The sequence below is a fragment of the Corynebacterium sp. sy017 genome, from assembly GCF_017918135.1.
Taxonomy (GTDB): Bacteria; Actinomycetota; Actinomycetes; order Mycobacteriales; family Mycobacteriaceae; genus Corynebacterium.
Window position 1 is genome coordinate 356,525 of record NZ_RZUE01000001.1, and the last position, 14,731, is coordinate 371,255.

The window sequence follows — 14,731 nt, forward strand, 5'->3', positions numbered from 1 at the left end:
TCAAGAACCTTTTGCTTAGGCTTGCCTCAATTACATTACAGCCCTATTTTAGATTATGCAAGCCTAACTTATAAAAGATTGGGGAAATTCGGCAAAACAGCTCCCGCACCCAAATCATTTACATCTAGACAGCACGTCGCCAGGCGTTATGGGCGCGCACCACTAAACCTTTGCGCTCAAGTACAACCAAGAGATACATACATAGCCCAAGACTCAATGCCGTTTCTTGCACAATCTGATCACTTGTCTTAGCCTGTGCTCCCAGTACATCAAATACCCGCAGTTCATTTCGGCTCAATGCTTGCACGTGGCTTGGTGCAAAATCAATTTCATACTGTTGCTCAGGATCAACTTCTCCCACAGCACTCAACAATGCCCGTACCTCATCTGCACTACACACCAATTGCGCTTGACCATTTCTAATTTTTTCATGACAGCCTAAGGATCCAACCCCAGTGATAGGACCGGGAACTGCCATTGTGACTTTCCCAAAGGCTTGTGCCCAATTGAGAGTATTTAATGCACCAGAACGCCATGCAGCCTCCATAACAACTGTTCCTTGTGTAAAAGCCGCTACTAATCTATTACGAGTCAAAAATCTATGACGCTGCGGAGTATGACCTGGCGGATATTCACTGACGATAAGTCCACATTCCACAATTTTATCAAAGAGGTTACGGTTACCAGCTGGATAAAACCTATCTATCCCGCAAGCGCTAACCGCAATAGTCACACCCCCACTATCAAGAGCTTGTTTATGTGCCACAGCATCTACACCCAAAGCACCACCAGAGACAATTGTCCATTTATGCTGTGCTAAACCTTCAGCAATATATTGGGTAGCGTCAATTCCATAGGAAGAAACTGCGCGAGTACCGACAATAGCAACTGACTGCGCCAAAACCTTGCCCAAATCTAAATGGGATGAGCCACGCACCCACAAAGCATGAGGCATCACAGCGTCTTCTTGATAAGAACGAGCATGTTCACTCCTACCAGAGGCAGCAAACCCAAAAGCCTGGTTTAACTGCTCATAGGGCCATTGCTCAGAATCAGGAGTCAATAACCACCCTCCCAAAGACTCTACCTGTGCTAAATCCTCCTGGCTGCGATCGCAGTTATACCGTGCTTGCGTTTCACCTAGTAACCCACCAATCCATGATGACCTATTTTTGATGCCAGAAACAATTTCTTCCACATCATGACCAGCAGATAATAACTCTTGCAACCGTTTACTAGGCCCTTCAAGCACCCGCGATAAATATGCCCAACACAATGTACGTTCTGAGATTTTCATAGATTTATACCTGACAAGTTCCTCAACTCTAGTCCTCGCATTACATGATCAATAGTTGGCTGTGCAATGTCTTCTAAATCAGCCAATGTCCATGCAAGTTTTAATGCCCTATCAACGCTTCGTTGGCTGACCATTCCTTGCGCTAAATATGCAGATAAAAGCTCCATAGCATCCTCTTTAGCAGGAAACTTCCTACGAATAATTGGAGCCTCAACAGAAGCAGTCACGTATTGAGACAAGCCTGCCTTGCACCAACGCCACTGTGCTCTTTGACGACCAGCTGCCACACGTTGTGCAATCGTCGAACTCGACTCTGAAGAACAATCATGTAAAACTGCCCCGCTATTGCGCATTGCCACAACAATATCTAAACGATCCTTGAGCGGACCTGATAAATTACTCAGATAGGTTCGTCGAACGCGCGACGAACACTGACATTTACTAGACTCTTCACTGCCACAGCGACAGGGATTAGCAGCAAGTACAAGTTGGAAACGCGCAGGAAAAGTAATATTCATACGCGCCCTACTCAAATGCACATATCCTTGTTCAAGCGGCGTACGTAAAGAATCTAAAATATGCGCTGGTATTTCGCTTACCTCATCAAGAAATAGCACCCCATTATGAGCCAAACTTACAGCTCCTGGCATAGGTTTTCCTTGACCACCACCTAGTAAAGCTGCCTGGGTAATAGAATAATGCGGTGCTACGAAAGGTGGATCTGCAATAACGCCTGAATACGTTTTACCAAGTACAGAATAAATTGAGGTAGTTTCTCGCTGCTGATCCCCTACCAAAGGCGGCAAAATACCTGCCATGCGCTGCGCAATCATTGTTTTCCCAGAACCAGGCGGTCCCATCATCAAAAAATGATGTCCACCTGTGGCTGCTATTTCTGCAATGTACTTTGCTTCTTGTTGCCCAGCAATATCTGCCATATCCAAAGAAACCTTGTTACTAGCGCACACCCGATTTTTTAATAAAGAATGTGCACAATCTAAGGTTTTTTCTCCGATAACCCATTGATATAACTCACGAATATGCTCTACTACAAGCACCGATATCCCATCGCATATTTCAGCTTCTGCCAGGTTTGCCCGAGGAATAACAACAGTTTTAATACCAGTTTCCTTTGCCACCAACAATGTAGGCAACACGCCATTAACTGCTTTGATACGACCATCAAGACCTATTTCACCCAGCAACAAGGTACTCGCTAATTTTTGTAGTGCTGCATGATTATTTCCCACTGCCGTGAGAACTGCCATACACATTGCTACATCAAGATGAGCTCCAGATTTTGGTAATGATGCAGGTGATAAACTCACCACTGTTTTCGTTTTAGGCCAACTCAATTGACAATTTTGGACAGCAGTCTTAATACGATCACGAGATTCTCCGATAGCGGTATCTGCCATACCGATGATATACATCCCTGGCAGACCAACCCCGATATTAGCTTCTACCTCGATAATATGTGCTTGCACCCCTATGACAATTGCAGACAAAGTTTTAGCAAGCGCCACGGTCAACCGCCTTATAATGCTCGAACTCTGCCGAACCCATCATTGCTTGTGTAAAAACCACAATGACATCAAAACGAATGGGTACATGGTCTAAAACATATTCCTTGCTCTGCGCTAACCACTGCGCCATCACACCACGCATTCTTCTGAGTTTCTTGTCATCAACGCTTTCTGTACTTCCCCACCGTTTCGTCGATCGTGTTTTCACTTCAACGCATACAAGATCACCAGTTTTATCCCGGGCAATAAGATCAACTTCCCCGCCTCGGTAATGAACATTATGAGCCACAATCGTATATCCTTGCTCGCACAACCACGATGCAGCTAGTTGTTCCCCATAAGTACCTAATTCTGCTCGCTTATCATGCCTACGACGCACATCTATAGTTTCCCTACCACTGCTATATGACATAACTATGCTCCTTGAGAAAATCTTTTGATATATCTCCAGGTATAACAAGCACGCGAAACAGAAAATATCGTCGAAAGCTATGGAAAAGAAAAACTGTGGATAACCGACCATCGTGGTCAGTTATCCACAGGAAAAATAATAAGTGCTAGTTAGAATTGACTTTTTCTTTGCTTCTCAACGAGCCTCTGGTTTATCTAATTCTTCGATGTTGACGTCCTTGTATGTGATCACTCGGACATAGCGCACAAAGCGCATGGAACGATACATATCCCATACCCAAGCATCAGACATTCGCAGCTCATAGTACACATCATTACCTTGTGTATGCGGGATAAGTTCCACTGCATTTGCTAGATAGAACCGCCGTTCAGTCTCAATAACATAGGAAAACTGGCTCAAAATATCTCGATATTCACGGTAAAGTGATAGCGCAACTTCTGCTTCATAGTTATTGAGATCTTCAGCACTCATTATTACTAGGCTCCTCTTCTAGCAGTCGTCCAGGCGGCGTGAGCAAGTCTCACATTCTCATAACTATATCTATGCTCCGGACTGGCTCCGTGACGGCGCACCGCTTCCATATGATTCTTCGTAGAATATCCTTTGTGCTGTGCTAAGCCATACTCGGGATAACGCTCATCGAGTCTACGCATCAGTTCATCTCTAGAATGCTTTGCCAGCACACTCGCTGCAGCTATGCAGCGTGCAACGCTGTCCCCACCAATGATCGGCAAATATGCGCTAGCCAAACCTGGTACCTTCATCGCATCAGTCAAAATATAACCCGGATGAATACCAAGCAAAGCAATTGCGCGACGCATCCCTGAGATATTGGCATGCTGTATGCCATGCCGATCGATATCAGCAGCATCAATATGCACAATGGCATATGCCCGAGCATGGTTTTTGATGAGAGGATATAATTTTTGGCGAGTATCTGCCGATAGTTGTTTAGAATCTGTCAGTTCAGATAACTCCGCTATGGGTTCCGGTGGCAAGATGCACGCGGCAATACTGATTGGACCACAACTTGCCCCTCGGCCTGCTTCATCCACACCAGCAACTGGCCCTAATCCATGCTTTTCAAGCGTAACCTCTAAGGTACGCAATTGCTTAAGAGTACGCACAACTTATTCTTGTATTGGCACAGGATCAACAGTTCCGATCCGATTGAATGGGAACAAAATGACACGAACTTTACCACGGATATTCTCCCGTGGAATTGTTCCTTGGTATTGGTCGCCAATATGTGCCCTGGAATCCTTAGAATTAGTGCGATTATCGCCCATCATGAAGTAATTTCCCTCGGGTACTGTGACAGGACCAAAGTACGCACCACCACAAGCAGCAGAACCAAACTCAGAGTCAGGAATCTGATAAAAAGGCGGATCAAGGATATATGAAGAATCGATTTCCTTACCATCAACCATAATGCCAGGATCCCCTGGTTGGCATTGTACTGTTTGCCCACCAGAAGCAATGATCCTTTTGACTAGATTATTTTCATCCGGCGCAACCAGGCCAACAAATGCCCCAATATCCTGCATACCACGAATAATCGGGTTAGCAGAACGCGTGGACTGGTAATTCTCATTCCACGAATCAGTACCCTCAAATACCACAACATCACCAGGTTTAGGATCAGAAAAGCGGTAACTGATTTTTTCTACAAAAATACGATCCCCCACACAACCAGTACATCCATGCAAAGTAGGTTCCATCGATTGTGACGGAATCATGTAGATACGCCCCACAAAGGTTTGTATGAGGGTAATAAAAACAAGAGAACACAAAACAACAATCACAAGTTCCACATACCAGGGACGTTGCTTTTGCGTATCTGTTTTGTCCTTAGCTTTTTGCCTAACCGCTTCAGTGGAAACAGTTTGCTCAGCAGCAGAATTATCAAAATCGTCTTTGCGTGTTGGAGTCACAGCACTATACTTTAGCACCAACTAGCTACAAGCAGCAGACAAGAACTGAAGAATAATCTATCGCATAGAAAAACCCAGTGGTCGCCGATAAGTACAAGGCAACCACTGGGTAATCTGAGAAAACGAATTAGCGCTTCTCTTTAATTTTCGCTGCTTTACCGCGTAGATCACGCAAGTAGTAGAGTTTCGCACGGCGAACTTTACCACGGCTAACAACTTCGATCTTATCAATATTTGGGGTGTGTACTGGGAAAGTACGCTCCACACCAATACCAAAGGAGATCTTACGAATGGTGAAGGTTTCGCGAATTCCATCGCCCTGGCGACGAATAACAACACCCTTGAATAGCTGGGTACGAGTCTTGTTACCTTCGATAACCTTTACGTGTACGTCGAGAGTGTCACCTGGACGGAAATCTGGAATATCATCACGCAAAGAAGCTGCATCGATTTTATCGAGAATGTTCATCTAAACAATCCTTAATTTTCAAGAACAGAGGATCCTGGCGGTATATAACTCAACCGGTTCATATTCACTACAATGATCACGACTATCTACGCATATGACAGCATAAGATAGACAACCAGGAAATTATGTCACATATAACGGCTAAAAACAAAATTGCATCCAGCCATATGAAGAATTAAAAACCTGCACTACGCAATGCTTGCGCCATAGCGCCCAGCCCCTGTGAGTTCTGTCGCGTAGCACCACGACGCACAGCAGTACCTTTCTGCGCTTTTTTCTTCGGAGAACGTCGAGTAGGCACAGCTTTTTCTTCTGAATTCTCATCAAGCCGCATCGATAAAGAAATACGATTACGCTCTGGCTCTACCTCCACGACTTTCACTGTGACAACCTGCCCAGAAGACACAATCTCATGTGGATCGGACACAAATCGATTAGCTAATGCCGAAATATGCACCAGCCCATCTTGATGTACCCCTACATCAACAAACGCACCAAAAGCAGCAACATTGGTTACAGTCCCTTCGAGAATCATGCCAGGACGCAAGTCGCTAATTTTTTCTACCCCATCCTTAAATCGAGCAGTCTCAAACTCCGGTCGTGGATCACGACCCGGTTTTTCTAACTCAGAAAAAATATCGCTAATTGTTGGCACACCGAAGTTTTCGTCGGCAAAGCTCGCTGGCTTTAAGCTACGCAATACAGCGCTATTACCAATGAGCTCACCGACGCCAAGCCCAGCACTTCCAGCAATTTTGCTCACAATTGGATAGGCTTCAGGGTGCACTGCAGAGGCGTCGAGTGGGTTTTGTGCCCCGTTGATGCGCAAGAATCCAGCACACTGTTCATAGGCTTTTGCACCTAACCGAGGAACTTTTGTCAAGGTTGCTCGCGAGGAAAAGGCTCCATACTCATCGCGGTAAGCAACGATATTTTCTGCAATTGAGCTACTGATACCAGCTACTCGTGCCAGCAAAGGAGCACTTGCCGTATTGAGATCAACTCCAACCGCATTTACTGCATCTTCAACAACAGCGTCAAGAGTGCGCGCAAGTGCTGCTTGGTTTACGTCGTGCTGATACTGACCGACCCCAATTGCCTTGGGATCAATTTTGACTAATTCTGCCAAGGGGTCTTGTAACCTGCGCGCAATAGACACTGCACCACGTAACGACACATCCATTGTGGGAAATTCTTGTGCCGCCAACTCCGAAGCGGAATAAACAGATGCACCCGACTCGCTTACTGTCACCGCTATAGGTGCCATCCCACCTGCTTGTTTGATAAGCGTTGCGGTTTCTTCAGCCAGTTTCTTCGTTTCTCTACTTGCAGTTCCATTTCCAACCGCAATGAGTTCAACTGCATATTGGGCACATATATGCGCCAGTTCTTCCCGTGCGTGCGCCCATTGATTGCGCGGTTGATGAGGATACACAATAAGCGTGTCAAGCACTTTTCCTGTCTTATCTACGACAGCGCACTTCACGCCATTGCGATAACCTGGATCGAGCCCAAGCGTCGTACGCTGACCGGCAGGTGCTGCCAATAACACGTCTTTGAGATTGCGCGCGAAAACCAACAATGCTTCTTGTTCCGCTTTCTCCTTGAGACGCATACGCACGTCAAGACTGGCAGAAATGTAGAGTTTTGTTTTCCACGACCATAGCAGAGCACTACGCAGCCAAGGGGAAACATCATCATAGCCAGTGTGCGCAATGAGCTTTTCGACGTAGTGCTGGTCATCATGCTCATTATCACTAGCAATAAAGCTAAGGTGAAGTACCTCTTCTTTTTCTCCACGCAACAGCGCTAAAATTCTATGGCTTGGCAACTCGGCAAATGACTGCGAAAACTGAAAATAATCCTTATACTTTTCACCTTCTTGTTCTTTGCCTTCAATAACCTCAGCACGCAATTGTCCATGCTGGTACATATGTTCGCGAATATCACCGACAAGATCAGCATCAACTGCTAAGCGATCACTGAGAATGGCACGTGCTCCATCCAACACTGCTTTTACATCCGCAAAACCACTGCAGATAAAACGCTGCGCATATTCCTCTGGATTGAGATGGGGCTGTGCGATAAGTTCATCTAAAAGATTTTCTAAACCAGCCTCACGTGCACTATCTGCTTTTGTTTTTCTTCGCTTTTTATACGGCAAGTAAAGATCTTCTAAACGTGCTTTTGTGTCGCATTGTTCGATTAATTGGCGCAGCTGATCAGATAATTTTCCTTGCTGTTCAATAGCAGCAAGGATTGTTTCTTTACGTTGGGCAAGTTCTTGAAGATAACTGGCTCGTTGTTCAATATGACGTAATTGGGAATCATCTAAACCACCAGTCGCCTCTTTACGATACCGAGCAATAAAAGGAACTGTGTTTCCTTGCGCTAATAGTTTTAAGGCAGCAGCAACATGAGCGTGCTCAGTATTAAGTTCCGTAGCAATCGTATGTGCAATCATTATGCTAAGTTTATCTTCTTCCCACTAGGGCGAGAACTTCGACATCAGTGTTCAAGCATGAAGATACATGAAGATATTAGCTTCCTCGTTGTTCAAGATAAGACTCATCTTCCGGGCTTAGCTTTTGTGTCGCTCGTAGTTTTTCTATCAAATCTGGTCGCACCGCCATCGTGCGTTCTAGTGCTTGCTCTCGACGCCACCGCGCTATCCGAGCATGATCACCAGAAAGTAAAACAGGTGGCACTTCTCGATCACGCCATACTCGTGGTTTGGTATAACTAGGTCCTTCTAATAATCCATCGGAAAAGCTATCTTCTTCATGACTGCGCTTATTTCCTAATACCCCAGGAATAAGACGCGTGATTGCCTCTGCAATAACTAAAACAGCTACTTCGCCACCAATCAGCACATAGTCGCCAATGGATACTTCACGTACTCGGTAACGTCGGCGAGCATCATCAATCACACGTTGATCTATTCCCTCGTATCGACCACAGGCAAACACAATATGCTCTTCTTGCGACCAGGCTTGAGCATGCTCCTGATTAAACGGAACCCCTGCAGGTGTCGGGATAAGCAATAACGGCATATGTGGATCTTCGTCTGTGCGTATATCCCGCTCATTAGCATAACTATGCCCTGTTATCCCTTGTAGCTCATCATGGCGTTGGACGTCGACATGGCGTTGAGCAGTATCGAGAGTATGCGCTAACTGTGCTTTACCAGTTTGTGCTGCCACATCGTCGAGCGCTGCTCCCCATACTTGCGGTTTCATCACCATTCCCGGCCCACCACCATAAGGAGAATCATCAACTGATTGGTGCACATCTGTTGTCCACGCCCTTAGGTCATGAACACACACGTTGAGTTGACCTTTTTCTATCGCCTTCCCTAACAACGCATGGCGCAACGGATCAAGATAGGCAGGAAAAATTGTGAGCACATCAAGTTGCATTATCCAACTCCCGTATTAGAGTTCTAACAAACCATCTGGCGGAGTGATTGTGCACGTCCCGCTCTCGACGTCCACCTCAGGAACAATGGCATGAACAAAAGGAATTAACACGTCTTTTTCCTGTTGCTGCTCCGTTGCCTCGAGGCGAACCTCCAAGAGGTTAGAGGCAGCCCCATGTATTACACCGGTAACAACGCCAATGTCTGCTTCATCATGAATAATGCGCAATCCAATTAACTCATGATCGTAGAAGGAATCATCATCGTCTTCTTTATCAAGAGGTGGTGCCCAAAATTGGGTGCCCCGCAAGGTATCGGCTACGGTTCGATCTGGCACTTCAGCAAATTTAATCAGCATTCTCCCCTGATGCATCCGACGCGTTTGGATGGTAAGACTATGCTCTTTTCGCCCCTGACGTCCATTAAGCACTGCCCCCTTGGCAAAGCGAATATCGGGTTCGTCGGTAAGCACTTCAACGCTTACTTCCCCTTTGATCCCATGAGACTTAATCACTTTGCCGATCATTAACTCCATGACATCACCATACCTAGTTTCTTAGTACGCCACCAATACACACGTGTGTGAGGGATGTAGGAAAAGAACAAGAGGGTATTACCTGCAATGGCAATACCCTCTTAAAGACGTAACAACAGCGTGAATTATTCAGCTGATGCTTCTTCCTGATCTGCTGCTTCTGCTTCAGCTTCTTCAGCTTTTTCTGCTTCAGCAGCAGCTTTAGCGGCAGCTTCTTCCTTAGCTTTACGCTTTTTCTCTGTGATAGCTTCTGCTGTAGGTCCTTCATTAGCCTCAGCAAGAGCCTTATTGAATAGCTCAAGTTTAGATGGCTTCTCAGGTGCAACCTGAAGAGTTCCTTCAGCACCATCAAGACCCTTGAACTTCTGCCAGTCACCAGTAATCTTAAGCAAAGCAAGAACAGGCTCAGTTGGCTGTGCACCAACGCCCAACCAGTACTGTGCTCGCTCAGAATTAATTTTGATTACAGAAGGATTCTGCTTTGGTTCGTAAACACCAATGTTTTCGATTACTTTGCCATCGCGACGAGTACGTGAATCAGCAATAACCACACGGTAATGTGGAGTACGGATACGTCCTAGACGCTGTAGCTTAATTTTTACAGCCATGTTCTACCTCTTTTTAGTCACTGGGCAGTACAGACACTTTGCATATTCTATCTTTAGCAAAGCCGGTTCAACCCTTGGATTTTACTGCGTGTGACTCACCAGCCGACCGTAGACGGTTATGATATACCGCAGTGTGGACATGCCATCGTCACAAACAAGATAAAGATGACGACAACCCATCCAAAGCTACCAGACAAAAAATCAAGAACCAAATTTCTCCTAGTCTCATCACTATTCCATTGCCACCCCGTCACCGGGAATATAAAATTCTTAAAAAACTTAACCGGTGTCACTACATAGCAATAGGTTTGAGGCGAGTAAACTAGCACCATCATAAGATCTATACGATCATTGCTCCCCATACAGAATCGACCCAGTTTAGAACGGCAAGAGAATAGCTCACCACCTGCATGAACCCATCACAGTCATCTCAGTATCGCTATGACCTCGACGGTCTGCGCGCTATAGCGGTTTTGCTTGTAGTTTTCTACCACGTTTTCGTCGGGCGTGTCTCTGGTGGCGTCGATATTTTCCTCTTGCTATCTGGGTTTTTCTTTCTCAGTTCACAACTGCGTTATGCAGCAAAACCACAGGCTTCACTCAACCCGTGGTTTCCCTTCTGGCGCACTATACGACGACTAGCGCCGTCCTTAATTACTGTACTTGGTGCAGTGTACTGCGTAACCGCATTATTCACTCCACAGCTGACCACTCTAGAGTTCTACCGGCAAATAACAGCAAGTCTGTTGTATTACCAAAATTATGAACTCATCAATCAAGATGCCGACTATAATGCTGCTTCCCCCACCACCTCAGCACTACAGCACCTATGGTCAATGTCTGTGCAAGGGCAATTCTATCTCTTCAGTATTGCTTTTGCTTTAGTTTGTGCCGCCATATATAAAACTGTACGCAGGAAAACTCGGAGCGAAAAGAGAGAAAAAGCTGAACGAAAAATCCAACTTGCCATTGTCATCATCTTAGGATTAATTACACTCGCTTCTTTCTGTTATGCCGCTCGGTTTGGGCTTTATGGCACCTCTGAAAATTACTACTCTTTCTTCTCTCGGTTATGGGAAATGACCCTGGGCGGAGTATGTGCGCTCAGTATTTCCCGCATAAAACCGAACAATAAAGTTGGTACTTTGCTAAGCAGCTTAGGTTTAATTGCCATAGCACTTACCGGTGTATTTATCACCACTACCACTGCTTTCCCAGGGCCACTATCGCTTATCCCACTTGGGGGCGCACTGCTTATCATCGTCGGCGGCAAAAATAATCACAACGCTATTTCTACATTCTTGTCACTACCAGTGTTTCAGTGGGGTGCAAAAATTGCTTATCCGCTTTACCTCTGGCATTGGCCACTGCTTATTATCTGCACATCGTATTCCGCACATGATTCTGCAACTGCTGAATTGTCGTGGCTGAGCAAAGCTGCAATTATCATCTGTTCCATTGTGCTTGCGTATCTTACGCACCGCTTCGTCGAGCAGTTTTTCATGCAAAAGGCGCCTAGAGCGCTGGCTGGACAAAAACATATGCACCGACTTAAAGAGAGCGTGGAATCAACCGCAGGAAAACTCAAAGCACTAGCAAGTGTTGGTTTTATTACAGCTTTGCTTGCGCTTTTGTCGCTCCAACCACATCAAGAACACCTTATTGAGCAAGCACAAAATACTTTCGTCATCGACGAGGCACATTATCCCGGAGCTTTGGCAATCACGGGTGCTGCAGTTCCCAATGGTTTGACATATTATCCTGATCCACAGCTCATTTCTGAGATTTATCCAGAACCAGGTGCCCAAGGGTGCGTCACCATGAAGTGGGAAGGGGCAGATACCACTCGTACTAATAAAGTGGACGGGGCACCATGCATTTATGGTGATCTTGATGCTGAGACAACAATAGTTATGACTGGCGGCTCTCATGCGGAGCAATGGATGCCACCACTTCACGCACTAGGGATGCAATATCACTTCAAGGTTATTCCTTTAGTCCGTCAAGGATGCCCTATGACGATCGAGGACGACTCTTTTATTGACGCCACCTGTGCACAGTGGAATGAAAATGTTTTGGACACCATTATTGCTATGGATCCTGATTTGGTTTTCTCTACTTCAACGCGTCCGGAAAAAGACCATAAACCAAGTGTCGATGCTGTACCTGATGGGTATATCAACTTCTGGCAACGTCTAACCGACGCAGGCATTACTTTCCTGGGATTGCGCGACAACCCCTGGTTCTACGATCAGCAGGGACAAGAATGGGATATGAACCAGTGCATGATTGCCCGGAAAAATGATATTTCTGAATGTTCTATCCAACGAGATAAGGTTTATGCTCCCGAAGATCCTGCTGCAGCATATACCCGTCTAGGGTCGAATATGCACTTTGTAGATACTGCTGACTGGTTCTGTAATAGCTCAACCTGCCCACCAGTTATCGGCAATACCTACGTGTACCGGGATCAAAACCATATTTCCTACGCTTATGCATTGAGCACTCAAAAATTACTCTGGAAATACCTAGAACCATTGCTCACCCCAAACACTAATTCTCCTACAAGTAGTATGCGACCAAGTAGCACAGCCACTTCTACTCCTGCTCCCGCAAGCACTACTGCTAAGAAAACCTCTACTTCTCCTACCACCACGGCAACCAGCACCAAGACAAGCACGAGCACTGTTTCTTCGTCTTCTTCCCAGGTGCAGAAGAAATAAAGAGAATAATTAAGCACTAAAAGGAAAAGTCCCTGTAGCAGCTATAGAGCGCTACAGGGATTCTAATTCGTGGGTACCTATTTTCCTTTGCCGAAATCAAGGTTATTGAGGTCGATATTTTCCAACCCCTTGGGCATTTTTGGCATTCCAGGCATACCTGGTAACCCTGCGCCACCTTGCAATTGTTCCTGCATTTTCTGCAACTCAGCCATATTCGGCATTCCAGGCATTCCGCCAGGCATTCCAGGCATATTATTGTTACGCTTTGGTGCTTTACGTTTACCGTTTTTACCTTTACGCCCTTTAGGTTTCTTCTTTGTAGCGCTCCGGCCACCCCCCATGCCAAACTGACCGGCCATCTGCCCCATCATCTTCTTTGCATCGAAGAACCGTTCTACCAGTTGATTTACTTCAGTAACGCTTACGCCAGAACCATTGGCAATGCGCTTACGTCGAGAAGCATTTAGAATTTTGGGGTTTTCTCGCTCAGCAGGGGTCATACCACGGATAATGGCCTGAATGCGGTCGAGCTGTTTCTCATCAACCATGTCCGCCACCTGAGACATTTGCTTGCCACCAGGGAGCATCTTGAGGATATTACCAATCGGCCCCATTCGACGAATCATAAGCATTTGGTTGAGGAAGTCTTCCAGAGTGAGCTCCCCTGTACCAATTTTTTGCGCTGCAACTAATGCTTGTTCTTGATCAAGTTTCTTCTCTGCTTGTTCAATGAGCGTGAGAATATCACCCATGCCAAGAATACGACTTGACATACGCTGTGGGTGAAATACATCGAAATCTTCTAGCTTTTCACCAGTAGAGGCAAACATAATTGGCTTGCCAGTAACCTCACGAATAGATAATGCAGCACCACCACGAGCATCACCATCTAATTTAGTAAGCACTACACCAGTGAAATCCACACCATCGCGGAATGCCTCAGCAGTATTTACTGCATCCTGACCAATCATGGCATCAATGACGAAAAGCACTTCATCAGGGTTGATAGCATCGCGGATATTTCGTGCCTGGGTCATCAAAGTCTCGTCAATACCCAATCGACCAGCTGTATCGACGATTACCACATCATGCTGGCTACGCTTTGCTTCTTCAACACCTGCTTGAGCCACAGCGACTGGATCACCATGCGAAGTACCCATTTCGTGTTCGAGGGAATCGATCGATGTACCAGGATCCGGAGCAAAGGTAGGAACACCTGCACGCTGACCTACAATCTCAAGCTGCTGCACTGCACCAGGTCGCTGCAAGTCACATGCAACGAGCATAGGGGTATGACCTTGCTCAGCAAGATATCGTGCCAGTTTACCTGCCAAGGTAGTTTTACCTGCACCTTGCAAACCTGCCAGCATAATGACCGTTGGTGGATTCTTTGCCAAGCGCAAACGGCGCGTCTCGCCACCAAGAATTGCAGTAAGTTCTTGGTCGACAATTTTAATAATTTGCTCTGCAGGATTGAGCGCCTTAGATACTTCTACCCCTAAAGCACGCTCCTTAATTTTGGCAATAAAACCGCGCACTACCGGCAAAGAAACGTCAGCTTCTAGGAGCGCAAGACGAATTTCTCGAGCAACAGCATTGATATCAGCTTCGGTGACTCTGCCTTTTGTCCGTAGACCTGATAAAGCTTGACCCAACCTATCTGATAGAGACTCAAACACGCTAGCGAACTCCTTGAAACCTAAAAGTATGTAACAGTGTAATCCAAAAACCCTATTATAAGGCTCACATAGGGGTGAGCGAAAATACGCAACAGCCACAGCATAGCGAAACTGCCCTACCGCCCATGCG

Annotated in this window: 13 protein-coding genes; 1 reads left to right on the plus strand and 12 read right to left on the minus strand. The window is 46.0% G+C overall.

Annotated features, from left to right (window positions below):
* Positions 1-124 precede the first annotated feature (124 nt).
* From dprA to rpsP, 11 genes are all read right to left on the minus strand, one after another.
* Complete coding sequence (gene dprA / locus EML15_RS01655) at positions 125-1,297, minus strand: DNA-processing protein DprA (protein ID WP_144273108.1); 1,173 nt, start codon at positions 1,295-1,297, stop codon at positions 125-127.
* Positions 1,294-2,823, minus strand: a complete 1,530-nt coding sequence (locus tag EML15_RS01660; protein WP_144273109.1) for a YifB family Mg chelatase-like AAA ATPase — start codon at positions 2,821-2,823, stop codon at positions 1,294-1,296. Before EML15_RS01660 ends, dprA begins: the two co-directional genes overlap by 4 nt.
* Positions 2,810-3,235, minus strand: a complete 426-nt coding sequence (locus EML15_RS01665; protein ID WP_185967137.1) for a YraN family protein — start codon at positions 3,233-3,235, stop codon at positions 2,810-2,812. The genes EML15_RS01660 and EML15_RS01665 overlap by 14 nt, the downstream gene beginning before the upstream one ends.
* 174 nt (positions 3,236-3,409) lie before the next feature.
* A complete protein-coding gene (locus tag EML15_RS01670) occupies positions 3,410-3,706 on the minus strand; it encodes a DUF2469 domain-containing protein (RefSeq protein ID WP_144273111.1) in 297 nt (98 codons plus the stop codon).
* Between the two features lie 5 nt (positions 3,707-3,711).
* Positions 3,712-4,362: a ribonuclease HII gene (locus EML15_RS01675; RefSeq protein WP_144273112.1), complete on the minus strand. Its 651-nt coding sequence runs from the start codon at positions 4,360-4,362 to the stop codon at positions 3,712-3,714.
* A 3-nt stretch (positions 4,363-4,365) separates the two neighbouring features.
* Complete coding sequence (gene lepB / locus EML15_RS01680; RefSeq protein WP_144273113.1) at positions 4,366-5,169, minus strand: signal peptidase I; 804 nt, start codon at positions 5,167-5,169, stop codon at positions 4,366-4,368.
* A gap of 127 nt (positions 5,170-5,296) precedes the next feature.
* Positions 5,297-5,638 (minus strand): 50S ribosomal protein L19, encoded by a 342-nt coding sequence (rplS, locus tag EML15_RS01685; RefSeq protein ID WP_144273114.1) that lies wholly within the window; start codon positions 5,636-5,638, stop codon positions 5,297-5,299.
* A 175-nt stretch (positions 5,639-5,813) separates the two neighbouring features.
* Positions 5,814-8,102, minus strand: a complete 2,289-nt coding sequence (locus tag EML15_RS01690; RefSeq protein ID WP_144273115.1) for a Tex family protein — start codon at positions 8,100-8,102, stop codon at positions 5,814-5,816.
* A gap of 76 nt (positions 8,103-8,178) precedes the next feature.
* Positions 8,179-9,057, minus strand: a complete 879-nt coding sequence (trmD, locus tag EML15_RS01695) for a tRNA (guanosine(37)-N1)-methyltransferase TrmD (protein ID WP_144273116.1) — start codon at positions 9,055-9,057, stop codon at positions 8,179-8,181.
* Positions 9,058-9,072: 15 nt separating this feature from the next.
* Entirely contained in the window at positions 9,073-9,591 is a 519-nt protein-coding gene (gene rimM / locus EML15_RS01700; protein WP_144273117.1) for a ribosome maturation factor RimM, read from the minus strand.
* A gap of 125 nt (positions 9,592-9,716) precedes the next feature.
* On the minus strand, positions 9,717-10,199 hold the full coding sequence (gene rpsP, locus EML15_RS01705; protein WP_144273118.1) for a 30S ribosomal protein S16: 483 nt from the start codon (positions 10,197-10,199) through the stop codon (positions 9,717-9,719).
* Positions 10,200-10,609: 410 nt separating this feature from the next.
* On the opposite strand from rpsP, the gene EML15_RS01710 reads away from it, so the two are divergent.
* Positions 10,610-12,922 (plus strand): acyltransferase family protein, encoded by a 2,313-nt coding sequence (locus tag EML15_RS01710; protein ID WP_144273119.1) that lies wholly within the window; start codon positions 10,610-10,612, stop codon positions 12,920-12,922.
* A 77-nt stretch (positions 12,923-12,999) separates the two neighbouring features.
* Here the strand turns inward: EML15_RS01710 and ffh are convergent, their stop codons facing one another.
* Positions 13,000-14,601, minus strand: coding sequence for a signal recognition particle protein (ffh, locus tag EML15_RS01715; protein ID WP_144273120.1), 1,602 nt, complete (start codon positions 14,599-14,601; stop codon positions 13,000-13,002).
* Positions 14,602-14,731 lie beyond the last annotated feature (130 nt).

Bases quoted from the DNA above. Each gene is read 5' to 3' on its own strand.
- dprA (WP_144273108.1), bottom strand. From the start codon at position 1,297: ATGAAAATCTCAGAACGTACATTGTGTTGGGCATATTTATCGCGGGTG.
- EML15_RS01665 (WP_185967137.1), bottom strand. From the start codon at position 3,235: ATGTCATATAGCAGTGGTAGGGAAACTATAGATGTGCGTCGTAGGCAT.
- EML15_RS01670 (WP_144273111.1), bottom strand. From the start codon at position 3,706: ATGAGTGCTGAAGATCTCAATAACTATGAAGCAGAAGTTGCGCTATCA.
- rplS (WP_144273114.1), bottom strand. From the start codon at position 5,638: ATGAACATTCTCGATAAAATCGATGCAGCTTCTTTGCGTGATGATATT.
- EML15_RS01690 (WP_144273115.1), bottom strand. From the start codon at position 8,102: ATGATTGCACATACGATTGCTACGGAACTTAATACTGAGCACGCTCAT.
- trmD (WP_144273116.1), bottom strand. From the start codon at position 9,057: ATGCAACTTGATGTGCTCACAATTTTTCCTGCCTATCTTGATCCGTTG.
- rimM (WP_144273117.1), bottom strand. From the start codon at position 9,591: ATGGAGTTAATGATCGGCAAAGTGATTAAGTCTCATGGGATCAAAGGG.
- rpsP (WP_144273118.1), bottom strand. From the start codon at position 10,199: ATGGCTGTAAAAATTAAGCTACAGCGTCTAGGACGTATCCGTACTCCA.
- EML15_RS01710 (WP_144273119.1), top strand. From the start codon at position 10,610: ATGAACCCATCACAGTCATCTCAGTATCGCTATGACCTCGACGGTCTG.